21 protein-coding genes are annotated in these 23,210 nt (G+C 34.4%); 16 read left to right on the top strand and 5 right to left on the bottom strand.

Annotated elements, in window-relative coordinates; all coding sequences use genetic code 11:
• Positions 1-19: 19 nt before the first annotated feature.
• On the bottom strand, positions 20-2,650 hold the full coding sequence (locus N4270_RS14585) for a valine--tRNA ligase (RefSeq protein ID WP_260098083.1): 2,631 nt from the start codon (positions 2,648-2,650) through the stop codon (positions 20-22).
• A gap of 187 nt (positions 2,651-2,837) precedes the next feature.
• Here N4270_RS14585 and N4270_RS14590 point away from each other — a divergent pair, with 187 nt between their 5' ends.
• Positions 2,838-3,263, top strand: coding sequence for a DUF1573 domain-containing protein (locus tag N4270_RS14590; protein WP_260098084.1), 426 nt, complete (start codon positions 2,838-2,840; stop codon positions 3,261-3,263).
• A gap of 33 nt (positions 3,264-3,296) precedes the next feature.
• Here the strand turns inward: N4270_RS14590 and N4270_RS14595 are convergent, their stop codons facing one another.
• Complete coding sequence (locus N4270_RS14595; RefSeq protein ID WP_260098085.1) at positions 3,297-4,655, bottom strand: aspartyl protease family protein; 1,359 nt, start codon at positions 4,653-4,655, stop codon at positions 3,297-3,299.
• A gap of 110 nt (positions 4,656-4,765) precedes the next feature.
• Here N4270_RS14595 and N4270_RS14600 point away from each other — a divergent pair, with 110 nt between their 5' ends.
• From N4270_RS14600 to N4270_RS14615, 4 genes are all read left to right on the top strand, one after another.
• On the top strand, positions 4,766-5,956 hold the full coding sequence (locus N4270_RS14600) for a pyridoxal phosphate-dependent aminotransferase (protein ID WP_260098086.1): 1,191 nt from the start codon (positions 4,766-4,768) through the stop codon (positions 5,954-5,956).
• Positions 5,956-6,969, top strand: a complete 1,014-nt coding sequence (gene murB / locus N4270_RS14605) for a UDP-N-acetylmuramate dehydrogenase (RefSeq protein WP_260098087.1) — start codon at positions 5,956-5,958, stop codon at positions 6,967-6,969. The genes N4270_RS14600 and murB overlap by 1 nt, the downstream gene beginning before the upstream one ends.
• A gap of 240 nt (positions 6,970-7,209) precedes the next feature.
• Positions 7,210-7,749 carry an RNA polymerase sigma factor gene (locus tag N4270_RS14610; protein ID WP_260098088.1) on the top strand — a complete coding sequence of 180 codons (540 nt, stop codon included), beginning with the start codon at positions 7,210-7,212 and terminating at the stop codon, positions 7,747-7,749.
• A gap of 2 nt (positions 7,750-7,751) precedes the next feature.
• Positions 7,752-8,549 (top strand): anti-sigma factor, encoded by a 798-nt coding sequence (locus tag N4270_RS14615; protein ID WP_260098089.1) that lies wholly within the window; start codon positions 7,752-7,754, stop codon positions 8,547-8,549.
• 85 nt (positions 8,550-8,634) lie between these two features.
• Here N4270_RS14615 and aqpZ read toward each other — a convergent pair whose 3' ends face one another.
• Positions 8,635-9,321, bottom strand: coding sequence for an aquaporin Z (gene aqpZ, locus N4270_RS14620; RefSeq protein ID WP_260098090.1), 687 nt, complete (start codon positions 9,319-9,321; stop codon positions 8,635-8,637).
• A gap of 237 nt (positions 9,322-9,558) precedes the next feature.
• On the opposite strand from aqpZ, the gene N4270_RS14625 reads away from it, so the two are divergent.
• The 7 genes from N4270_RS14625 to N4270_RS14655 are packed head-to-tail and all read left to right on the top strand — an operon-like array spanning position 9,559 to position 16,883.
• Positions 9,559-9,762: a membrane or secreted protein gene (locus tag N4270_RS14625; protein WP_260098091.1), complete on the top strand. Its 204-nt coding sequence runs from the start codon at positions 9,559-9,561 to the stop codon at positions 9,760-9,762.
• A 6-nt stretch (positions 9,763-9,768) separates the two neighbouring features.
• Positions 9,769-10,881, top strand: a complete 1,113-nt coding sequence (locus N4270_RS14630; protein WP_260098092.1) for a glycosyltransferase — start codon at positions 9,769-9,771, stop codon at positions 10,879-10,881.
• Positions 10,872-11,420 (top strand): RNA polymerase sigma factor, encoded by a 549-nt coding sequence (locus N4270_RS14635; RefSeq protein ID WP_260098093.1) that lies wholly within the window; start codon positions 10,872-10,874, stop codon positions 11,418-11,420. The genes N4270_RS14630 and N4270_RS14635 overlap by 10 nt, the downstream gene beginning before the upstream one ends.
• Positions 11,420-12,676 carry an Nramp family divalent metal transporter gene (locus N4270_RS14640; RefSeq protein ID WP_260098094.1) on the top strand — a complete coding sequence of 419 codons (1,257 nt, stop codon included), beginning with the start codon at positions 11,420-11,422 and terminating at the stop codon, positions 12,674-12,676. The genes N4270_RS14635 and N4270_RS14640 overlap by 1 nt, the downstream gene beginning before the upstream one ends.
• A 50-nt stretch (positions 12,677-12,726) precedes the next feature.
• On the top strand, positions 12,727-13,605 hold the full coding sequence (gene lipA / locus N4270_RS14645; RefSeq protein WP_260098095.1) for a lipoyl synthase: 879 nt from the start codon (positions 12,727-12,729) through the stop codon (positions 13,603-13,605).
• Positions 13,605-14,600 (top strand): type I glyceraldehyde-3-phosphate dehydrogenase, encoded by a 996-nt coding sequence (gene gap, locus N4270_RS14650; protein ID WP_260098096.1) that lies wholly within the window; start codon positions 13,605-13,607, stop codon positions 14,598-14,600. The genes lipA and gap overlap by 1 nt, the downstream gene beginning before the upstream one ends.
• A 51-nt stretch (positions 14,601-14,651) precedes the next feature.
• Positions 14,652-16,883 carry an ATP-binding protein gene (locus tag N4270_RS14655; protein ID WP_260098097.1) on the top strand — a complete coding sequence of 744 codons (2,232 nt, stop codon included), beginning with the start codon at positions 14,652-14,654 and terminating at the stop codon, positions 16,881-16,883.
• Between the two features lie 3 nt (positions 16,884-16,886).
• Here N4270_RS14655 and lpxK read toward each other — a convergent pair whose 3' ends face one another.
• Positions 16,887-17,930, bottom strand: a complete 1,044-nt coding sequence (gene lpxK, locus N4270_RS14660) for a tetraacyldisaccharide 4'-kinase (RefSeq protein ID WP_260098098.1) — start codon at positions 17,928-17,930, stop codon at positions 16,887-16,889.
• Between the two features lie 44 nt (positions 17,931-17,974).
• Between lpxK and N4270_RS14665 the strand changes: the two genes are divergently transcribed.
• The 4 genes from N4270_RS14665 to N4270_RS14680 all read left to right on the top strand — a co-directional run bounded on the left by N4270_RS14665 (position 17,975) and on the right by N4270_RS14680 (position 22,354).
• Positions 17,975-19,069, top strand: a complete 1,095-nt coding sequence (locus N4270_RS14665) for a Nif3-like dinuclear metal center hexameric protein (RefSeq protein WP_260098099.1) — start codon at positions 17,975-17,977, stop codon at positions 19,067-19,069.
• A gap of 2 nt (positions 19,070-19,071) precedes the next feature.
• Positions 19,072-19,851, top strand: coding sequence for a zinc ribbon domain-containing protein (locus tag N4270_RS14670; protein ID WP_260098100.1), 780 nt, complete (start codon positions 19,072-19,074; stop codon positions 19,849-19,851).
• 162 nt (positions 19,852-20,013) lie between these two features.
• On the top strand, positions 20,014-20,673 hold the full coding sequence (gene msrA, locus N4270_RS14675; protein WP_260098101.1) for a peptide-methionine (S)-S-oxide reductase MsrA: 660 nt from the start codon (positions 20,014-20,016) through the stop codon (positions 20,671-20,673).
• A gap of 97 nt (positions 20,674-20,770) precedes the next feature.
• Entirely contained in the window at positions 20,771-22,354 is a 1,584-nt protein-coding gene (locus N4270_RS14680) for a T9SS type A sorting domain-containing protein (protein ID WP_260098102.1), read from the top strand.
• Positions 22,355-22,357: 3 nt separating this feature from the next.
• Here the strand turns inward: N4270_RS14680 and N4270_RS14685 are convergent, their stop codons facing one another.
• The gene (locus N4270_RS14685; protein ID WP_260098103.1) at positions 22,358-23,152 is read right to left on the bottom strand and encodes a bifunctional 2-polyprenyl-6-hydroxyphenol methylase/3-demethylubiquinol 3-O-methyltransferase UbiG; all 795 of its coding nucleotides are present in this window, start codon (positions 23,150-23,152) and stop codon (positions 22,358-22,360) included.
• Between the last annotated feature and the right edge of the window lie 58 nt (positions 23,153-23,210).

The raw sequence follows: 23,210 nt of genomic DNA on the forward strand, positions 1-23,210 counted from the left end.
TATAGCTTCTTAAAATATCTTATTTCAAACTCGCTAAGCTCGATTTTAAAGTCTCAATTTTAGCCAAAGCGTCTGCTTCTTTTTTCTTTTCTGAAGCCACGACTTGTTCTGGAGCACCAGCAACAAAGCGTTCGTTGGACAATTTCTTTTGAACCGATTTTAGAAACCCTTCGGTATAATTTAACTCGTCCGTCAGCTTTTTTATTTCGGCATCAACGTCAATACTGCCTTCCATTGGAATAAAATACTCATTAGACTTTACACGATAGGTTAAAGCCCCTTCTACAGGTTCATTTACATAATCGAAACGTTCTAAATGACCTAACTTAACAATAACCTCATCAAAAGTTGGTGCGACATTTTCATTATTAACTACCGAAAACCCAATAGCATCCTTAAACGCAATATTCTTTTGTTTTCTAATATTTCTAATGCCTGAAATTACTTCTGAAGCAAAATCAAACTCAGTTATCAAATGCGCTTGAATAGGTTTAGACTCTGGCCATTTAGCAACAATTAAAGCTTCATTTGAAGAACGCTCTTCTATTCTTTGCCAAATATCTTCAGTAATAAACGGCATAAATGGATGCACAATTTTTAAATTTTCTTCAAAAATTGACATTACTTTTTTATAGGTTTTAGAATCTATAGGTTGCTGGTAAGCGGGTTTAACCATTTCGAGCATCCAACCACAAAAATCATCGTAAATTAATTTGTAAATCACCATCAAGGCATCACTCAGTCTGTATTTACTAAAATGATCTTCAATTTCGATCAATGCAGCCTGAAACTTAGACTCATACCATTCTAAAGCAATTTTACTAGAATCAGGTTGCTCCATATCTTGAACCTCCCAAAGCGTCGTTAAGTAAAAAGCACTCCAAATTTTATTAGCAAAGCCTCTACCTTGCTGGCAAAGTGCTTCGTCAAACATTAGGTCATTTCCAGCTGCCGAACTTAATAATAATCCAACCCGAACACCATCGGCACCATAATCTTCTATTAATTTTAAAGCATCAGGAGAATTCCCAAGAGATTTAGACATTTTTCGGCGTTGTTTATCTCTAACCAATCCCGTGAGATATACATTTTCAAAAGGCCTTTCGTCTTTATATTCATAACCTGCAATGATCATACGTGCGACCCAGAAAAATAAAATATCTGGTCCGGTTACTAAATCATTTGTTGGATAATAATACTTGATTTCTTCATTCTCGGGGTTTCTAATACCATCAAACACACTGATTGGCCATAACCACGAACTAAACCAAGTATCTAAAGCATCTGTATCTTGGGTTAAATCTTGAGTCGTTAAGTTGGAATTACCCGTTTTAGCTATCGCTAACTTTAAGGCTTCATCTTCAGTTTCGGCAACAACAAAATCTTCTTTTCCATCGCCATAAAAATAGGCTGGGATTTGTTGGCCCCATAATAACTGTCGTGAGATATTCCAATCACGAATGTTCTCCATCCAGTGTCTGTATGTGTTTTCAAACTTCTTCGGAAACAATTTCACATCCCCTGTTTTTAAAACGGCGTCAATAGCAGGCTGCGCTAAATCTTCCATTTTTAAGAACCATTGATCACTCAAACGTGGTTCTATAACAGCTTTGGTACGTTCTGAAGTTCCTACTTTATTAATATGCGTTTCGGTTTTAACCAAAATCCCCTGGTCTTCCAATTCTTTTGCCAGCGCTTTTCTTACCGCAAAACGATCTTGACCTTCGTAGTGCATTCCGAAGCTATTTAAGGTGGCATCATCGTTGAAGATATCGACGACTTCAAGCTGATGCTTATCGCCTAAAACTTTATCATTTTCATCATGAGCAGGTGTGACTTTAAGGCAACCTGTTCCAAATTCGATATCGACATAGGCGTCTTCAATAATAGGAATCACTCTTCCGCAGATAGGAACAATAGCTTTTTTCCCTTTTAAATGTGAAAAACGTTCATCATCTGGATTGATACAAATGGCGGTATCACCAAAAATAGTTTCTGGTCGTGTGGTTGCAATGGTTAATTTCTCATCACTCCCTTCAACTTGATATTCTAAATAATAGAGTAATCCTTGTTTCTCAACATGTATAACCTCTTCATCAGACAGTGTTGTTTTAGCCTCAGGGTCCCAGTTCACCATACGGAAGCCTCTGTAAATTAAACCTTTGTTATACAAATCAACAAACACTTTAATTACGGCTTCAGACATGTCATCATCCATCGTAAACTTGGTACGGTCCCAATCACAGGAACAACCCAATTTTTTTAATTGTTCTAAAATGACACCACCATACTCGTCGGTCCACTCCCAAGCATGTTTAAGAAACTCATCTCTACTCAAATCATTTTTATCAATACCTTGAGCTTTCAGTTTTGCAACAACTTTTGCTTCGGTAGCAATTGAAGCATGATCTGTTCCAGGAACCCAGCATGCATTTTTACCTAAGAGACGTGCACGCCTAATAAGTACATCTTGAATGGTATTGTTGAGCATATGACCCATATGTAAAACGCCGGTAACATTTGGTGGCGGAATCACAATAGTATAAGGCTCTCTCTCATCTGGAGTTGAGTGAAAATAATTGTGTTTCATCCAATAGTCGTACCATTTACTTTCTACAGATTGAGATGAATATTTTGACGGAATGTCCATGCTTTGGTATTGTTTTTGCTTTATAACAGACAAAAGTACTTATATTTCTTTTTTTGCGAAATGAATACAAGAAATAATGACGACTAAAATTGTAATTAATGTTAATTATAAGGTCATACAGCTAATTTATTTTGCCAAATCGTAAAAAGTAAGTAGTTTTGATAGTATCAATTTAAAAATTTAAATGATGAAAAATTTAGTAATAATTTTATGTGTAGCCTTTTTAAGCATTGGAGCTTATGCCCAAGAAAAAGTAGCGAAAATTGAATTTAAAACCGATGTTATAGATTATGGTACCATTGAAAAAGGTGCTGATGGTGTAAGAGTATTTGAATTTACCAATACAGGCAACGCACCATTAATCATTTCTAATGCCAAGTCAACTTGTGGTTGTACAGTTCCTAAATGGCCTAAAGAACCAATTATGCCAGGAGAAACAGGTGAAATAAAAGTAAAATATGACACTAAACGAGTGAATCCTATTAGAAAAACAATAACCGTGACTTCTAATGCTGAAACGCCAAGCGTAGCGTTAAAAATTAAAGGTTTGGTTGTGGATTCTAGTAAGGCAAGTGTTTTAGAAAAGAAAGACAAAAGTGTGATGGAGCAATAATACACTCTATTTCTTATAATTACAAAGAACTCTCTAATTAGGGAGTTCTTTTTGTTTAAAGACATCTTCAAGTTTAAACTCAAAATTCATTATTTGCTTATTGCGCTCTATTTTAAGTCTGATGGACTTTCCAGGACTATTTCTAAAATAGCTAATAACATCTTGAAGTTTTAATAAGTGTGCTTCTTTCCCATTAATACTTACTATAATATCATCTACTTGTAGACCTGCTTTTTCTGCTACGGAATTTTCTCTGATTAAAACAATGGTATAAGCTGGTTTTAATTTAAATTGATATGATTGAGAAAAATTTATAGACACTTTGTCTTTGCTAGCTTGACCGTAAGAATCTAAAATTTCGTTTTTGCTTGCAAGCTCTTTTACAACCCGCAACCCTAATTGCTCTACGACTATCCCGCTTCTATTGTAATGAAAATCTGCCTTAAAATTAGAGTTCTTTTTTAAGGTGATTTTAGAATTTTCATAATCAACAATAAGATTAAAACGTCTTAACACTTCGGCCCCTAAACTTCCATTTCTATCTTTAATTTTACGTGCAAAACTAATGGATGTCGAATCAGGAAAAGCAACGTTCACTGCATTTAATTCAAAGCTTTTAAGCTTCACTGATTTTACAACAGATCTGTTGCCATGCACGTTTCCGCTTAAACCTCGGCCTAAAAAATCATGAAAGTAATTATAGTACTCTGTTGTAATACCTAAGCTATCATTTTCAAATAACCACAATGCATCACTGCTTCCTGTATCTATTAAAAGTTTCACTGGAATGAGCTTTTCATCCAGCTTAACATCGACATCGATATAGGGTTTATTATTAAAAAAAGACAAGTTAAAGGTTTCGCATTTTTTACAAGTCTTATACTTATAACTGTCTTGCCTGTGAAGTTTTAAATACCCCGATTTATAATTAATCTCTACGACAAAATTTTTAAAAACATCATAGCCAATAATACCATGAACTGGCACTCCTAATTTTGGAGTAAAATTGATATGCTGATCAAAAACCACATAAATATCCTGATTGATATTAATAGCGTTTCCAATTTTAAAAAAATTATTCTGCGATTTTAATGCTTTTACAGATTCTCCGCCTCCAAGGCCTCTTAAAAAAATTGTTTCCACATTATTAATTTGTAAAGAATCTGTATTTGTAATATTGAATAAGATTGGCTTACTAACGCCTGTATCTAACAAGAAAGACAATTTCACCCCATTAATTTCTACTGGCAGAATAATCTGATTATTAATGAGTTGAAATCTAACTTTATCCGTTTGCTTTCTAGACAAGTTAAATTGACCTTGTCCGAAAGAAAAGGTACAACTCAACAAAATAAGTAGTATAATTGTATATGTTTTTCTATATAATATCATAAGTATTATAAACAAGTTACAAATCTTTAAATCATCTTATGTTTTTAGCTCTGTTTTTTAAATAAAATTTAAGATAATTTTCAGAACTTTACCGTTCTAAATTTATAATCATGCCAGCAATTTCAAAGAAGGGTGTTTCGATGCCTGAATCGCCAATAAGAAAATTAGTTCCATACGCCGAAAACGCCTACAAGCAAGGTAAAACTGTTTATCATTTAAACATAGGTCAGCCCGATATTAAAACACCACAAATTGCTTTAGATGCTGTTAGAATTCACTCCTTAGACATTTTAGCCTACACACGTTCTGAAGGCTCTGAAGGTTACCGACAAAAAATTGCAGCCTATTACGAAAAAAATGATATCCATGTAAATCATGATGACATCATTGTTACTACAGGAGGTAGTGAAGCCTTATTATTCGCCTTTGGAACCATTATGGATGTTGATGACGAAGTAATTATTCCTGAGCCGTTTTATGCGAATTACAATGGATTCTCGACAGCTTCGGGAGTGAATGTTGTTCCGGTAATTTCTAAAATTGAAAATAATTTTGCTTTACCACCAATTGAAGAGTTTGAAAAATTAATAACACCAAAAACCAAAGCAATCCTTATTTGTAACCCTGGGAATCCAACGGGTTACTTATATTCTAGAGATGAAATTAAAAAATTAGCGACTATTGTTAAAAAGCATGATTTATTTTTAATCGCTGATGAAGTGTATCGTGAGTTTGCCTATGATGGTGCTACACATTACTCCATTTTGCAAGAAGAAGGTCTCGAAGATTATGCGATTGTTATTGATTCGGTGTCTAAACGTTATAGTATGTGTGGTGCTCGTATTGGATGTTTAGTTTCAAAAAACAAGTCTGTAATTAAAACTGCTCTCAAATTTGCTCAAGCGCGATTGAGTCCGCCAACCTTAGCGCAAATTGCTAGTGAAGCTGCTTTAAACACACCACAAAGCTACTTTGATGATGTTATTGAAGAATATGTAGAACGTCGTAATGTGCTCATTGAAGAGCTCAACAAAATTGAAGGGGTTCAAGTTGCCAACCCAAAAGGTGCCTTTTATTGTATTGCACAGCTTCCTATAAAAAACTCTGATGCATTTGCCCAATGGTTACTAGAATCTTTTGATGTTAATGGCGAAACTGTTATGGTTGCGCCTGCTGCCGGTTTTTACAGCACGCCTGGTGTTGGTTTAAACCAAATTCGAATTGCTTACGTTTTAAACACAGACAGCTTAAAAAAGGCAGTAAACATTTTAAAAGAAGCACTTAAAATCTATAAAGACTAGTGCAAATACAACAAAACATATCTTTAAAACCTTTTAATACCTTCGGAATTGATGCTAAAGCCAAGCAGTTTGTTTCAGCTACTTCTGTTGCAGATTTAAAAGCTATTTATGCTTCCGAAGCCTTTCCGAAGAAATTTATTCTAGGAGGCGGCAGTAATATGTTGCTCACCCAAGACATTGACGCACTTGTTGTTCATGTTAACATAAAGGGGAAGCATATCCTTTCGCAAACAGATGCGAATGTTTTGGTCGAATGTCAAGCTGGTGAAAATTGGCATGAGTTTGTATTATGGACCCTCAACAATGACTTTGGTGGCTTAGAAAACTTATCCCTTATTCCTGGTAATGTTGGTACAAGTCCCATTCAGAATATTGGGGCTTATGGTGTCGAATTAAAAGATTCGTTTCACTCTTGTAAAGCTTTAAATCTTGAAACCTTAGAGATTGAGGATTTCACAAAAGAAGACTGTGAGTTTGGCTATCGAAACTCTATTTTTAAACACCAAGCTAAGGGAAAATACATCATTACGAGTGTTGTTTTTAAACTCACTACTAAACATCATAGTCTTCATACAAATTATGGTGCGATTGCTACTGAATTAGAGCACATGAACGTCACTAATCCCACAATTAAAGACATATCAAAAGCTGTTATTGCGATTCGCGAAAGCAAACTTCCTAATCCGAAAGAAATTGGCAACTCGGGTAGTTTTTTTAAAAACCCTGTGATTTCGAAGCAAGATTTTTTAAAATTACAAGACCAATTTCCGGAGGTTCCACATTATGTAGTTTCAGAATCTGAAATTAAAGTCCCTGCTGGCTGGCTTATAGATCACGCCGGATTTAAAGGTAAAACTTTCGGAAATTATGGCGTACACAAAAAGCAAGCTTTAGTGTTGGTCAACTATGGAGGTGCAAAAGGCGCAGAGATTCTCAAACTTTCTCAACTTATACAAAGCACCATCGCTCGAATTTTCAATATAAATATAGAAGCAGAAGTCAATATCATATAAACAAAAAGCCCCAAATAATTGAGGCTATTGTCTACTACAGAATAGTTTTTGAAAATGCTATTAATCAATTTTCTTTTAGGAAGAAAAAAATTCTATTCCACAGAAATTATATGTTAATGGATTAAATTCCGTTTTGGTATTATTTTCTTAATTTTACCACCTTAATCATATATACGGTTGAAATTTATTTTTGGACGTTTTAAAATTGTTTTTTTTTAATTTTTTTTTAATCCTTAGTTTTTGAGCACTTCTTTAGAACAACAAATTGTAGACTTACTCGCAAAAGGCGATAAAAAAGCGTTAAATCTTCTTTATGAAAATTACGCAGACAGTCTCTATGGTGTTATTTTAAAAGTAACAATCAATGAAGAATTAGCGCAAGATGCATTGCAAGAGACCTTTGTAAAAGTTTGGAAAAACGCAAAAAAATACGACTCTAAGAAAGCAAAACTGTTTACTTGGCTATATCGAATTGCTAAAAATACAGCAATTGATAAGCTAAGAAGTTTCAACAATAGATTTGAGAAAGAAGTCCAAATTGACAAATCTAACGTATATATCTTACCAACAGCAAGTTTAAACCAAGATGTTATTGATTTAAAAATGCATGTTGCAAGATTAGACGAAAAGTACCAAATAGTCTTGAAAGCCTTGTTTTTTGAAGGTATGACCCAACAAGAAGCAAGTGATGAATTAGACATTCCGTTAGGTACAATTAAGTCTAGATTAAAAATTGGATTACGTGAACTGAAAAAGGTTTACGATCCAGAAATAAGTTAAATATGGAAAAAAAATTACATACTTTTTTTCAATCTGGTTTACTTGATAAGTACATACTAGATGAAACCTCTACGTCAGAAAGCCTGAAAGTAGAGCATTATATTGAGACCTATCCAGAAGTGGAAAGCGAATATCTTAGATTGCAAGACAATCTTGAGATTATAGCCAAAGCTAATGCTGTAGAAGCTCCTAATTTTGTTTTAGATTCTATCTTAAACGAAATTGAAGAAGATCAGACTCCAGTGGTTCAACTGGAAACGCGAAAGCGAAGAACACCATGGTATAGTATTGCAGCTAGTATTGTTGCTTTGCTTTTTGCCGGTGGTTATTATATGAAAACACAACAAAACAAAGAATTACTCCAGGAGAATCAAGTGGTTGTTGATGAAATTTTTGATTTAAGAAGCGATATTGAGAATAATAACCAAAAGCTTGACGATTTAATGCGTCAGTTTATGAAACTCAACAATCCTGAAACAGAAAAATACGTGTTTAGAGGAAACGATCGTGCTAAAGATTTAAAGACGGTTGCCTATATCAATGCTGTTGAAAAAACATCTATGATTGATGTCGTGTCTTTACCTCAACTACCAGAAAACCATACCTATCAGATCTGGGCAGAAATGCAAGACCGCATGGTAAATCTAGGTATTTTAGATCCTGCTAAAAGCGAGCTTCAGTCTATTCAGTATATAGAAGATGCTCTTGGATTGGCTATTACCATAGAACCTAATGGTAGTAAAAACGAAACCTCTGATAATGCTGTAGCAGAAATCACATTAAAGAGTAAGAATAACTAATTCAAATTCAACTCAAAAAAAGCGCCACTTTTGAAATTCAAAAGTGGCGCTTTTTTTTATGCATTACGTGTTATATAAAAACCTATTATTCTTTATCAAAAAAGGCTTTATGTATAAATCCTGCAACGATAGCTCCTGCAATTGGCGCTAACCAAAACAACCATAATTGCGCTGTAAATTCGCCACCTGCAAAAAGTGCCTGACTCGTAGATCGAGCAGGATTAACCGATGTATTAGAAATAGGAATACTGATCAAATGAATCAAAGTAAGCGCTAAACCAATAGCTATTCCGGCAAAACCTTTAGGAGCTTTAGGATAAGTACTTCCCAATATAATTAGCAAAAAGAAGAGTGTTAAAATAAATTCTGCAATTAAAACAGAAACCATACTATAACCACCTGGAGACAATTCGCCATAACCATTTGCTGCAAAACTTCCTATATCAACAAAATCAGATTTCCCAGTTAAAATGAGATACAATACACCTGCTGCAGCAATAGCACCAATAACTTGCGCCAAAATATAACCTATCAAATCCTTTGCTGGAAACTTGCCACCAGCCCAAAGACCTAATGAAACAGCTGGATTAAAATGCGCTCCAGATACATGTCCAACAGCATAAGCCATTGTTAATACTGTTAAACCAAATGCTAAGGCAACACCGGTAAAACCAATTCCTAATTCTGGAAAAGCAGCAGCAAAAACAGCACTACCACAACCTCCAAAAACAAGCCAAAATGTTCCGAAAAACTCTGCTAATAATTTTTTCATAATGTTAAATTGTTAGTTAGTAAAATTTTAATGAATTAACTTTTAGACACTTAACAAACCATTAAGTCACATTTTTGAGATGTTTACCTTTAATCCGATTCAGTATTGTAGTATAAAAACATCGAAAAACTGTATCTTTGCACTAACAAAATATATTGAAACATCCTTCGACAAAAATTGAAGTTACCTAGTGACCTAAGGATGTGATTTCAAACTCATTAAAAGACATTAAAAGAGATGAAACTTGTTCTTATTACATTGGTCCTTTTAGGCTTAGGTGTCGCAGGTATTGCTATCAAGATTTGGGCTAAAAAAGATGGTAAGTTTGCTGGTACTTGTGCCAGTCAAAATCCTATGTTAAATTCTGAAGGAGAAGCTTGTGGCTTTTGCGGAAAAACACCTGATCAATTTGAAAACTGTAGCGAACCTCAACATTCATAATCGTTGATGCCAGTTTTTGAAATTCTATTCTACATTTTTATTGTAATTATTGGTATTCAGCTTATTTTTCACGGAATCATATTCGGAAAATTTGCTACTCATAAACCGCCAGCTACTACTAAAAAAAATCGAGCAGTTTCAGTTATTATTTGTGCAAAAAATGAAGCTGAAAATTTAAAGCTCAATCTTCCGTATTTTATTGATCAAGACTATGAGTCGTTTGAGATCGTATTAATAAATGACAGTTCTACTGATGATACTTTGGAGGTGATGGAAGCCTTTAAAGCCCAACATAATAACCTTAAAATTGTCAATGTAAAACCTGTTGAAAAATTCTGGGGAAACAAAAAATACGCACTCACCTTAGGTATTAAAGCCGCTTCAAATAATTTATTATTATTTACTGATGCCGACTGTAAGCCGCTGTCTAAACATTGGATTACTGAAATGAGTGCACATTTCAGCAATCAAACAGCTATCATTCTTGGCTATGGCGCTTATCAAAAAATCAAAGGATCTTTTCTTAATCTTATCATCAGATTTGAAACCTTTATGACAGCTGTTCAGTATTTTTCTTATGCCAAAATCGGATGGCCTTACATGGGCGTAGGTCGAAATTTGGCGTATAAAAAAGAATTATTTTTTGAAGCCAATGGCTTTATAGATCATATTGATAAAATGTCTGGAGACGATGATCTGTTTATCAATCAAATGGCGACAAAAGCCAATGTTGCAATATGTGTATCTAAAGATAGTTTTACTGAATCATTGCCCAAAACAACATTTAAGTCTTGGATGCTTCAAAAACGCAGGCATATAAGCACTGCCGTTCATTACAAGATGAAACACAAAATTCTCCTTACCGTATTTTATGTGTCTCAAATTCTTTTTTGGCTCTTAGGAAGTCTATTGCTGGCAATGCTATTTCAATGGAAAATAGTTCTGGCTCTCATCATTTTAAGATTTCTCATACAATACATAAATCTATACCTCGCATCTAAAAAATTAAATGAAACCCGTTTAATTCTTTTCCTTCCAGTTTTAGAAATAGTCTTAATTCTCTTTCAATTTTTTATATTTATAAAAAATCTCTCATCAAAACCTCACCATTGGAAGTAAAAGACGCGATAGAAAAGGCTAAAAAGAATGATCAAATCGCTTTTAATTTTCTGCTAGATAAATTTTGGAATAACGTGTATGGCTTTCAATTAAAACGTACTGAAAACGAAAATGATGCTGAAGACATTACCATCCAAACCTTTTCAAAAGCCTTTGATAAAATTAACACTTACAATGACAAATATGAATTTAACACATGGCTTATTACCATTTCTAAAAACATTCATATTGACTTATTAAGAAAGCAAAAATCGACAATTTCAAATACCTCCAACAGCGATGAAAATGATGAGTTTTATACTATTATTGATGAATCGCCATCTCCTGAAGACAAACTAATCACCGAGCAAAATCTGGCAAAGCTACTGCGCGATATAAAAAAACTAAAACCCCATTATCAAGAAGTCATCAACCTTAGGTATTTTCAGGAATTAAGCTATAAGGAGATTTCCGAAAGTTTGGACGAGCCCATCAATAATGTGAAGGTAAAATTATTAAGAGCAAAAAAATTATTATCCGAAATTATTAAAAAGCACTAATGTCAATCAGCCTAAAAAAAATAGGTCCAGGATTATTATTCGCAGGAGCTGCGATTGGTGTTTCGCATTTAGTACAATCCACACGAGCTGGAGCCGATTTTGGTTTTGGGTTAATTTGGGCTTTACTTTTAGTCAATCTTTTTAAATATCCCTTTTTTCAGTTTGGTCCTCGGTATGCTATGGCAACCGGAGAAACTCTTTTAGAAGGCTATTTAAAGTTAGGGAAAGGGGTTCTTATTGCCTATTTCATTCTCACGTTTGCTACCATGTTCACAATTCAAACAGCAGTAACTATCGTTACTGCTGGATTAGCAAAATCTATTTTTGGGGATTTTATCTCTACGGAAGTATGGACTGTTGTCATTTTAAGCATTTGTTTTATTATTTTAACCATTGGCAAGTATCGCTTCTTAGATAAATTAATGAAGCTTATTATTATAACACTTACTATAAGTACTATAATAGCTGTTTTTTTTGCATTTCAAAATACAACTTCAGCTCCATCATTCAAGCAGCTATTTCCTGACGCCTTACAATTTGGTTTTTTAATAGCGTTTATGGGATGGATGCCAGCGCCTTTAGATATTTCTATCTGGCACTCGCTTTGGGCTATAGAAAAACAAAAAACCGAACAAGACTACAATGTAAAATCTTCCCTATTTGATTTTAATGTGGGTTATTTTGCAACCATTCTCTTAGGCTTAGGCTTTTTAGCTTTAGGAGCATTAGTCATGTTTAACAGTGGTGAAAATTTTAGCGGTAAAGCTGGTGAATTTTCAAATCAACTCATAGCGATGTACACCAAAAGCTTAGGCAGCTGGTCTTATATTATTATTGGTATTGCTGCATTAACAACTATGTTTAGCACAACATTGACGACCTTAGATGCCTCACCAAGAGCGATGGCAAAAACAACGCAACTTTTATTTGGCAATCGTATTAAACGCTCCTACTTATTGTGGATCTTGATTTTAACCTTTGGAACCATACTAATTTTCTTTTTCTTTCAATCAGACATGGCGCTTCTTATAACTATCGCTACAGTTTTATCTTTTGTAACAGCACCTCTTTATGCCATAGCAAATTACGTATTAATCTCTAGTCGCCACACACCAAAAGGGTGGAGACCTTCTTTAGGTATCCATATTTTAAGTTGGTTAGGCATTATATTTTTGGTTGGTTTTAGTATATGGTATATGGTTTTAAATCAGGATATGTTCAGTCAATTCTATAATTGGTTATCTGGCCTATTTTAAAAAAGATTTAACAATATACTTCGTATCTTTGCTGTTTCTAATACATGTCAATGGATACAAATACCGAATCAAAACCAGTAGTAACACGCCAACCTAAACCAAAATGGCTACGTGTAAAGCTTCCCACAGGAAAAAAATACACTGAACTAAGAGGTCTTGTCGATAAATACAAACTTAATACTATTTGTACGTCTGGAAGTTGCCCAAATATGGGTGAATGTTGGGGAGAAGGTACTGCTACATTTATGATTCTTGGCAATGTATGCACACGCTCTTGTGGTTTTTGTGGTGTAAAAACGGGTAGACCTGAAACTGTAGACTGGGATGAACCTGAAAAAGTAGCACGTTCCATCAAAATCATGCAAATAAAACATGCTGTTTTAACAAGTGTCGATAGAGATGACCTCAAAGACATGGGAAGTATTATGTGGAGTGAAACAGTTAAAGCTGTTAGACGTATGAATCCCGAAACGACCTTAGAAACGCTTATTCCTGATTTTCAAGGCATCGAAAAACATATAGACCGAATAATTGATGTGGCTCCAGAAGTTGTCTCTCATAATATTGAAACCGTAAAACGACTAACGCGTGAAGTTCGTATTCAGGCTAAATATGAAAGAAGTCTAGGTGTTTTAAAATACTTAAAACAACAAGGACAACGCCGAACAAAATCTGGAATCATGCTTGGTTTAGGTGAAACACGTGAAGAAGTTATTGAGACACTCCACGACCTTAAAGCCAATGATGTGGATGTTGTTACCATTGGTCAGTATTTACAACCTAGTAAAAAACATTTACCTGTCAAACAGTTTATCCAACCAGACCAGTTTGATGAGTATAAGGCTATTGGTCTTGACCTTGGTTTTCGTCATGTGGAAAGTAGTGCTTTGGTGAGATCATCATACAAAGCTCAAAAACATATCAATTAATGATTCGGGTTGCCATAAACGGATTTGGTCGTATTGGCCGTCGGGTGTTTCGATTAATTCAGGACAGAGAAGACATTCAGGTGATTGCCATTAATGATCTAGCCGATGCAAAAACCTTAGGTCACTTATTAAAGTACGACAGTATTCACGGGGTTTCTAAGCACAATATTTCTTCGGTTGATGGTTCCATTATTTTAGACGGAAGAGCCATTACGCTTCTCAATTGTAACCATCCAAAACACATCGACTGGACACCTTTTAATGTTGATGTCGTTATTGAAGCTACCGGAAAGTTTAAACGTTCCGAAGATTTAAAATACCACATTACAAATGGTGCAAAACGGGTGATTTTATCTGTTCCTCCGTTAGAAGACGACATTAAAACGGTTGTTTTAGGGGTTAATGATAATGAGATTAATGGTGATGAACTGATACTCTCCAATGCTTCATGTACCACCAATAATGCAGCACCAATGATTGCAATTATCGACAAACTTTGCGGTGTGAAACAGGCTTATATTACAACCATACATTCATATACAACAGATCAAAGTTTACATGACCAGCCTCATAGAGATTTGAGACGTGCTAGGGCTGCGGGACAATCAATTGTGCCAACAACGACAGGTGCTGCGAAAGCATTGACTAAGATATTTCCAGAATTATCTGAGGTGATTGGTGGTTGTGGCATTCGAGTTCCTGTTCCTAATGGTTCTCTAACGGATATCACTTTTAATGTTGAAAAAACAGTCACTATCGACGATATCAACAACGCTTTTAAAGTAGCTGCAAATACACACCTAAAAAACATCCTTGAATATACCGAAGACCCAATCGTTTCAATAGATATTGTAGGTAATACACATTCTTGCATTTTTGATTCTCAAATGACGTCTGTCATAGGAAACATGGTTAAAATCGTTGGTTGGTATGATAATGAAACGGGCTATTCCAGTAGAATTTTAGATTTAATTTGCAATTTATCGATGAAATAGTGTCTTTTATCGAATAAATATTTATATTTGTCCAAATAAAAGTGGCCAAATATGTCCCAAACTAAATATTACATAGTTGCTTTTTTAATATGCTTTTCGTGCTTAATATCGGCTCAATCGAACGAAGTAGAAGATATTGATGTCATTAAGTTACGCATACAAAACACCATCACTCAATCTGGATTTGATACGGAAAGAGGTGATTATTTTAATGCTAAAGACAATCTTGAAAAAGCCTTAGAACTTGCCATTCAAATTGAGGATAAAAAAAGTCAAGGTATTATTTACGCTAAAATTGGTGAACTACAATTTACAGTTAGTGAATTTGATAAATCACTAGCCTCTTTAATCAAAGCGGCAGACATTCAAAGGGATATTGAAGACAACGAAAATCTGGCGGTCACTTATAGTATAAAAGGGGCACTTCATGCTGGTAAAGAACAATATAAGGATGCTTTAGCTTATTTAAATTCGGCCAAAACCCTTTTTGAAGAAAATGATTTAGAAGCTAGTATTCCTGAGGTCATTCTAACCCAAGCTAAAATACACCTCAAATTAAAGGATTATAAAACGGCTAAATCCTTGTTAGAACAAACCATTGTACTTGCGAAGAAAAATAATCAAAATGATATTTTATCGAGTGCTCTCATTTATAGCGGCAAAGCTTTAGACAAACTAGGAAACAATCAACAAGGTATTAATTTAACAAAAGAAGGTATCACCATTGCTGAAACAAATAACCTTACCGAAAACATCAATGAAGGTTACATCACCTTAAGTACCATTTATGAAAATGATAATAACTTTAAGTTAGCCCATGAATTTCTAAAAAAGCATGTTCAATTATCAGATTCTATTTTAAATATTCAACGTGCTAATTTATCACCTGAACGTCGTGCAGAATACATACAAACCTATAATGCAGCCGAGTTTCAGAAATTAAAGACCAAAGTAGAAGAGCAAGAATCGGATAGTAACCTTGCTAAAATCACAACGATTTTAAGTATTGCCCTCATTACAATTTTGTCATTGTTAACCTTATCGCTTTACAAAAACAATAATATTAGATTGAAGTCTAATAATATGCTTCAAGAAAAAAATGATGATCTTATTGAAGCAATGAAAAAGGCCGAATTAGCCTCAAAAACAAAGGCTAACTTCTTATCTACAGTAACCCACGAGTTAAGAACACCGCTTTATGCTGTGACTGGCTTGACCAATATGTTACTGGAAGAAAAACCTAACCCAGAACAAATTCCGCATTTAAAATCCTTAAAATTTTCAGGTGATTATTTACTAACGTTCATCAATGATATCTTACAAATCAATAAGATTGAAGCTAATAAAGTTGAGCTGGATCCTGTCTTGTTTAATTTAAAAACTAAGGTAGAAAATGTGTGTTCTGCCTTAAACAATTCGGCATTAGACAACAATATTCAAATGCATTACGATTACCAAAAAGATTTACCAGAAACCTTTATTGGTGACAACCTTAAAATTTCTCAAATCTTAATAAACCTAATTGGTAACTCGATTAAATTTACCAAAGATGGTGATATCTGGGTAAGAGTTTACAGCATTTCAAAACACAATAATGACCATGTTCTGCGATTTGAAATCGAAGATAATGGTATTGGTATTTCAAAAGAAAAACAAGATAATATGTTTGAGAGCTTCTCCCAAGGCTCTATACAAATCAATAGGAAATATGGCGGAACAGGTTTAGGTCTGTCTATCGTTAAAGGTCTTATTGAAATATTAAAAGGAAAAATCTACCTTAAAAGTGAACTCGGAAAAGGCACAACCTTCTTTTTCGAAATCCCATTAACCTACGCTCCAGAAACTGTTAAAATCGAAAAAGAAGATTACTCTAAAAACATTAGCAAATTGGACATTAGCAACATTAAAATCTTAATTGTCGAGGACAATAAGATTAATCAAATGATCACGAAAAAGATTCTTAACAAGATGAATCTGCAATGTGATATCGTAGACAATGGTGAGGCAGCCGTAGAAAAAGTCAAGCAAAACGATTATAATGTCGTCTTGATGGATATTCATATGCCAGGAATTAGCGGTTTAGAAGCTACTAAAATCATTAGGACTTTTGACAAAGAGTTAACCATATTTGCACTTACTGCGGTTACTCTGGAAGACAAAATGCATGAGTTTGACGAAGCTGGTTTTGATGATATTATTTCAAAACCATTTAAGCAGGAAGATTTCGAAAAGAAATTATACGAAGTTCTAGCGGTTAACGAAAATAAAAGTGCTTCCGTTTAAGCACTATCGTACTGCTGCTAAAATTTGTTCATCAAACTTGTTACTGCTATCAATGTCGAAAGCAATTGGTAAATACCATAATTGTGAGGTATCCGATTTAAAACTAGCCTGCAACCTCATATAGTCCTTTTCTGTAGTTAAAATAAACGCTTTCAGTCGAAGTGTTTCAATTTCCGAAGCTGTGAACACATGATGATCTTTAAAATTTAAATGCTCAAAATTTACCGACTTCGCTTTTAAATAATCTATTAGAGGTTTAGGATTCGCAATTCCGGTAACCAAACTAATACGCTTATCTTTTAAATCTTCTAAGTGCAAACTCTGCGTATTACTAAACATACGATCTGAATACGAAATAGAACTAAAATATACAGCTTGACCAGCTAAAGGCTTAAGCTGTTTTACAATCCCTTTTTTGTCATTTTCTGATAAGGTTTTGGGGCATTTAGTCACCACAATACAATCTGCACGCTTTGCTCCCGCTCTTGGTTCTCTTAAATTTCCTGTGGGTAAAACAATATCATTACTGTATAAAGCACCATAAGCTGTAAGTAAGATATTGAAACCTGCGGTTACTTTTCGATGCTGAAATGCATCATCGAGCACAATTACCTCAGGCGATTTTATCGATTGTAATGTTTCAATACCATGCTGCCTGTTTTCATCAACAGCCACTGATACTTTATCTTTAAACTTAGTATAAAACTGAAACGGTTCGTCCCCTATAGTTTCTGCAGTAGCCTGTTCATCAGCTAAGATAAAACCTTTAGTTTTACGGCCGTAACCTCTACTTAAAACGGCGAGTTCATGCTTTGACTGTAACAACCGTACAATGTACTCGGTCATTGGCGTTTTTCCTGTGCCGCCAGTACTTAAATTACCAATGCATAGGATAGGAATATCATAAGATTTTGAAGATTTCCATCCTAAATCATAGCATTTATTCCGCAGCCAAGTCACCACATAATAAACAGGAACGAAAGGAAATAAAAGTGCTCTTAGGAGATTCATATACTGTACCGTAAAATCGATTGCTAAGATAATCATATCAAATGACTATAAAATTTTATCTTTGATACAAATTCAAAACTATGATTATAAAAGAGGTCATCTCCTATTTAGAAGATTTAGCGCCTTTAGCTTATGCTGAAGATTTTGACAATGTTGGGCTCCTTGTAGGTGATAAAAATACTGAAGTTTCAGGTGTTTTAGTCACTTTAGATACTCTAGAAACTGTTGTTGATGAAGCTATTGAAAAAGGCTGTAACCTTATTGTGAGTTTTCATCCTATCATATTTAAGGGCTTAAAATCACTCACTGGAAAAAATTATGTAGAGCGAACCGTTTTGAAAGCTATTAAAAACAATATTGCGATTTATGCGATACATACAGCTTTAGATAATGCGCTTAGAGGTGTTAATGACATTATTTGTAATACACTTGGTTTGGTTAATAAGTCAATTTTAATTCCGCAAAAAGGAACTATAAAAAAATTAACCACTTATGTGCCTGTCAAAAATGCAAATGCTTTAAGAACTGAACTTTTTAAAGCTGGTGCTGGCAACATTGGAAATTATGACCATTGTAGTTTTAATACTGAAGGTACAGGAACTTACAGAGGCAATGACGATTCTAATCCAACCATTGGAACCAAAGGCCAACTGCATGAGGAACCCGAAATTCAAATTTCGGTGACTTTTAATAAACATATTGAGACCAAATTACTTCAAACATTAGTTGCGCATCATCCCTATGAAGAAGTTGCTTTTGAAGTGACATCGCTCGACAATTACAATCAAAATATTGGCATCGGAATGCTTGGTGAACTAAAAAAAGAGCAGGAAACCTATACTTTTTTAAAGTTTATTAAAGAAAAAATGAAGGTATCGTGCATAAGACATTCTGAAATCTCAAAAAGTACAATTAAAAAAGTAGCCGTCCTTGGTGGCTCAGGAAGCTTTGCTATTGCTGCTGCAAAACGAGCAGGAGCCGATGTTTTGATTACTGCCGATTTAAAATATCACGATTTTTTTTCCGCAGAAAATGATATCATATTGGCAGATATTGGACATTATGAAAGCGAACAGTTCACAAAAAACTTTTTAGTAGACTATCTCTCAAAAAAAATCACTAATTTTGCAGTCGTTTTATCAACGACGAATACAAATCCGGTAAAGTATTTATAATTATGGCAAAAAAAGCTGAAGCATCTGTTGAAGATAGATTAAGAGCACTCTACGATTTACAATTAATCGACTCTAGAGTAGATGAAATAAGGAACGTAAGAGGTGAGTTACCTCTTGAGGTTCAAGATTTAGAAGATGAAGTTGAAGGTTTAAATACAAGACTTGAAAAGTTAGCAACGAATCTCGATTTAATTGACGATCAAATTAAATCAAAGAAAAACTTAATTGAAGAGGCCAAAGCGCTAATCAAAAAGTATTCAGAACAACAAAAGAATGTTAGAAATAACAGAGAATACAATTCTTTAACTAAAGAAGTTGAGTTTCAGGAATTAGAAATTCAATTAGCTGAAAAGCATATTAAAGAATTTAAAGTTCAGATTGAGCAGAAAAAAGAAGTGATTGATGAGACCAAAAGCCGTCTTAAAGATCGTAAAACACACTTAAAACACAAGCGTGGTGAGTTAGATGCTATCTTAGCTGAAACTCAAAAAGAAGAAGAAGCATTACTTAAAAAATCTGAAGATTTCCAAAAGAAATTAGACGAACGTTTAGTCAATGCTTACTTACGTATTAGAAATAATGTTAAGAACGGTTTAGCTGTTGTACCTATTGAAAGAGGTGCCTCTGGAGGATCATTCTTTACTATTCCACCGCAAATTCAAGTAGAAATTGCCTCACGTAAAAAGGTAATAACAGATGAACACAGTGGAAGAATCTTAGTGGATGCTCAACTAGCACAAGAAGAAAAAGAAAAAATGGAGAAAATGTTTGCAAAACTTTAATCCGAAAAAATCAATTTTAAAAGCCTCTATTATTTTATAGAGGCTTTTTTATTAGTATAAATACAAAAACATAAATTGACCACTTCGTTTTAGCAAAACTTTCACAATTTGTTATTAAGGTTTCTTAACTTCATCCGACTGATTAAAAAAGCAAAATTCATTATGAATAAATTAATCATGACTTTGGCCGTTATTTTATTTTTTAGCTGCCAAAATAACGCTCAAAGCAAAGAAAAACAACAGGCTGTAATTGATGCCAAACCTATTGAAGTCCCAATCAAAGACGGAAAAGCAAAGGCGTATTTTGCCAGTGGTTGTTTTTGGTGTGTAGAAGCCGTGTTTGAAAGTGTAAAAGGAGTTGAAGAATCTATAAGTGGTTACGCTGGTGGCCACACTAATAATCCAACTTATCAATCAACAAGCAATAGCTATATTAAAGATCATGCCGAAGCTGTTGAAGTTATCTACGATCCAAAAATTGTTAGTTTTGAAACCTTAGTTGATGTGTATTTCGCTTCTCAAAATCCAACGCAAGTCAACGGCCAAGGTCCTGATAAAGGGTACCAATACCGTTCTATCATTTTTTATCAAAATGAGGCACAAAAGAAAATCATTGAAAAGAAAAAAGCAGCTTTAGCCAAAAAACTTAATGCCAAAATTGCTGCCGAAGTCTATCCTTTTCAGAAGTTTTGGGTTGGTGAAGATTATCATCAAGATTATGAAAAGCGCAACCCAAATCAAAGCTATATTAGAAATGTATCTATTCCGAGGCTTAACCGATTTAAGGCAAAAATGCCGCAGGTTTTAAAAGAAAACCATTAAAATCATGTAGTTCGTCGATAAAATTTGGTTTTTAATCGATAAAAAGTGTATTTTGACGACTTAGTAATACAAGATTACCCAAATCTTAAATACACTTATGATGAAAAACATAACGTTCCTACTTAGCTTTGCTATGCTCTCGTTTGTAGCCTATGCGCAAACACCTGGTGTTTCAGAATTTTCAAACTCCAATCAATACATAGAATATATTCCTGGTAATTTACCTATAATTATATCGGCACCTCATGGTGGTGTCTTACAATCTGGTGAAACCATTGGTGGTGTTTTCTACCCTGATAATGACACCAACCTACCTGATCGTACTTGTGGCACGAATGAAAGAGATGATAATACCGACATCTTGATAAGACGAATTCAAGATGAGATATTTGCTCAAACTGGTGGCTATGCTCATGTTATTATTAACAACCTCCATAGATCAAAAATGGATCCTAATCGCATGCCAAGTGAAGCTTCTTGCGGCAACAGCCATGCGGCTTCTTATTGGGCCGATTTTCATAACTATATCAATGATGCCAGCCAATCTGTAGAAGCAAATTGGGGAAAGGGCTTATATATTGACCTTCATGGTCAAAGCCACACCATACCTAGAATTGAAATTGGCTACAATATTAGTGCTACCGAATTAAACTCTGGTGATTTAAATGCACAATCTATTATTGATAAATCAACAATAATGAACTTAGTCTCTACAAATTTAAATGGCTACTCTCATGAAGAATTGGTGCGAGGTGAAAATAGTCTCGGACAATTATTTCAAGAGGCTCCAGGCGTTTTCTATAATTCAATTGACCCATCTGGACCTGAAACAAGCTACCCTGGATGTGGCGTGAGTTCTGGCTACAGAGCTATTCCAAGTAATTCAAATCATGGCTCTAGTGATTGTGATGACACACAACCTTATAGTAATTCTTATTTTGACGGAAACTTTTACAATAACAGAAGACATGGTTCTGGAGACGGAACTGGGGGACCAGCAAGCATTGGTGGGAGCGGACAAATTGACGGAATTATGACTGAAGTTAATCGTCGTGTTCGTGATTTAGGTGCACCTTTTGATTCTAGACCGAACACTTTAGACCCTTTTGCTATTGATTATGCCCATGTGATTTTAGATTATATACAAATTCATTATGATAATTTTTCAGAGTTTGAATATGCAACCGACACTTACGATATCACAGATACGGACCCTACTCCTACCTTAACAAATGGTATTTCTGGAGGTCTTTATTTGAGCACACCTTCAGGATTAGTAATCGATCAAAACACAGGCACCATTGATGTTTCGGCTTCTACAGTGGGAAACTATACAGTTACATATTCCGTAGGACCAACATCAACCTCAAGCAGTCCTAATCGATATTACAGTACCTCAAGAACTATTGAAATAACTAATGATTTATTAAGTGTTTCCGAAGACAATCGGGTAACTGTTAAACTGTTTCCTAATCCAACCACAGGACTCATAAATTTTGAATCAAATATCCTAATTTCTGAAATAAAAATATTTAGTATCCTTGGGCAACGTGTAAAAACCACGACAATTAATTCTAATGAAACTTCAGTGAATTTATCCGATTTAAGAACAGGGTCTTATGTTATGACCTTTTATGTAGACAATCTTTCAGTAGGTTCAAAACTCATAGTGAAAAACTAAAGACTATAATTTCGTTGCCTTAATCTCAAAAATAAGAGGATATAGTTTGTCCTTTGTTACATAATTGCCAGATTTGGTTTTGACTAAATCTGGCAAAACATTAAAAGGGCTTTCATCATGCTCATTTAAATAGTCTATTCGTAAACCAGCTTCAATAAGTGCATTAATCACTTCACTCAATCCATGGTTCCAGCCATATTCTTTACTAATCATTTTTGAATCTAGATTGGCATATGTGCCTTCATATTCTTCATAAATAGCATCCTCTTGCATATAACCATAAGTCATCACTGGTTTTCCTTCTAAATAATCAAACATCCAAACAATAGGATGAAATTCAGCCATATAAAATTGTCCGCCTTTTTTTAAACGCTCAGCTATCATTTGTCCCCAAGGCTTTAAATCGGGCAACCAACCAATAACACCATAAGATGTGAAAACGATATCAAAATGCGTTTTAACATGCTTCGAAGTGTCTAAAACATTACAGCACACAAATGTGGCATCCAAATCTAATTCGGTATTTAAAGACCGAGCTAAAGCAATACCTTCATCGCTTAAATCAACACCAACGCATTGAGCACCAAGCCTACTCCAACTCAAGGTATCTTGTCCAAAATGACATTGTAAATGCAAAAGGGATTTACCTTTAACATCTTTAAGCGCCTCACGTTCATAAGACATCAGTGAAGATTTCCCTTTTTTAAAAGCATCCAAATCATACATTGCACTTTTAGAATGAACTTTTACCTTTTCATTCCATGTTTGTCTATTGACTTCAAAATGATCTTCTTTCATAATAACCACTACATTTAAAACTCTAAATTAATAATTACTTCGGAACTATTCAGATTGT

The sequence above is a fragment of the Psychroserpens sp. SPM9 genome (assembly GCF_025153525.1).
Taxonomy (GTDB): Bacteria; Bacteroidota; Bacteroidia; order Flavobacteriales; family Flavobacteriaceae; genus Psychroserpens.

Excerpts from the sequence above, each read along its gene's own strand:
- N4270_RS14655 (WP_260098097.1), top strand. The coding sequence starts at position 14,652 with ATGTCCCAAACTAAATATTACATAGTTGCTTTTTTAATATGCTTTTCG.
- N4270_RS14585 (WP_260098083.1), bottom strand. The coding sequence starts at position 2,650 with ATGGACATTCCGTCAAAATATTCATCTCAATCTGTAGAAAGTAAATGG.
- N4270_RS14590 (WP_260098084.1), top strand. The coding sequence starts at position 2,838 with ATGAAAAATTTAGTAATAATTTTATGTGTAGCCTTTTTAAGCATTGGA.
- N4270_RS14685 (WP_260098103.1), bottom strand. The coding sequence starts at position 23,152 with ATGAAAGAAGATCATTTTGAAGTCAATAGACAAACATGGAATGAAAAG.
- N4270_RS14625 (WP_260098091.1), top strand. The coding sequence starts at position 9,559 with ATGAAACTTGTTCTTATTACATTGGTCCTTTTAGGCTTAGGTGTCGCA.
- aqpZ (WP_260098090.1), bottom strand. The coding sequence starts at position 9,321 with ATGAAAAAATTATTAGCAGAGTTTTTCGGAACATTTTGGCTTGTTTTT.
- gap (WP_260098096.1), top strand. The coding sequence starts at position 13,605 with ATGATTCGGGTTGCCATAAACGGATTTGGTCGTATTGGCCGTCGGGTG.
- N4270_RS14670 (WP_260098100.1), top strand. The coding sequence starts at position 19,072 with ATGGCAAAAAAAGCTGAAGCATCTGTTGAAGATAGATTAAGAGCACTC.
- N4270_RS14615 (WP_260098089.1), top strand. The coding sequence starts at position 7,752 with ATGGAAAAAAAATTACATACTTTTTTTCAATCTGGTTTACTTGATAAG.
- N4270_RS14665 (WP_260098099.1), top strand. The coding sequence starts at position 17,975 with ATGATTATAAAAGAGGTCATCTCCTATTTAGAAGATTTAGCGCCTTTA.
- N4270_RS14640 (WP_260098094.1), top strand. The coding sequence starts at position 11,420 with ATGTCAATCAGCCTAAAAAAAATAGGTCCAGGATTATTATTCGCAGGA.
- N4270_RS14595 (WP_260098085.1), bottom strand. The coding sequence starts at position 4,655 with ATGATATTATATAGAAAAACATATACAATTATACTACTTATTTTGTTG.
- msrA (WP_260098101.1), top strand. The coding sequence starts at position 20,014 with ATGAATAAATTAATCATGACTTTGGCCGTTATTTTATTTTTTAGCTGC.
- N4270_RS14630 (WP_260098092.1), top strand. The coding sequence starts at position 9,769 with ATGCCAGTTTTTGAAATTCTATTCTACATTTTTATTGTAATTATTGGT.
- N4270_RS14680 (WP_260098102.1), top strand. The coding sequence starts at position 20,771 with ATGATGAAAAACATAACGTTCCTACTTAGCTTTGCTATGCTCTCGTTT.
- lipA (WP_260098095.1), top strand. The coding sequence starts at position 12,727 with ATGGATACAAATACCGAATCAAAACCAGTAGTAACACGCCAACCTAAA.
- N4270_RS14600 (WP_260098086.1), top strand. The coding sequence starts at position 4,766 with ATGCCAGCAATTTCAAAGAAGGGTGTTTCGATGCCTGAATCGCCAATA.
- lpxK (WP_260098098.1), bottom strand. The coding sequence starts at position 17,930 with ATGATTATCTTAGCAATCGATTTTACGGTACAGTATATGAATCTCCTA.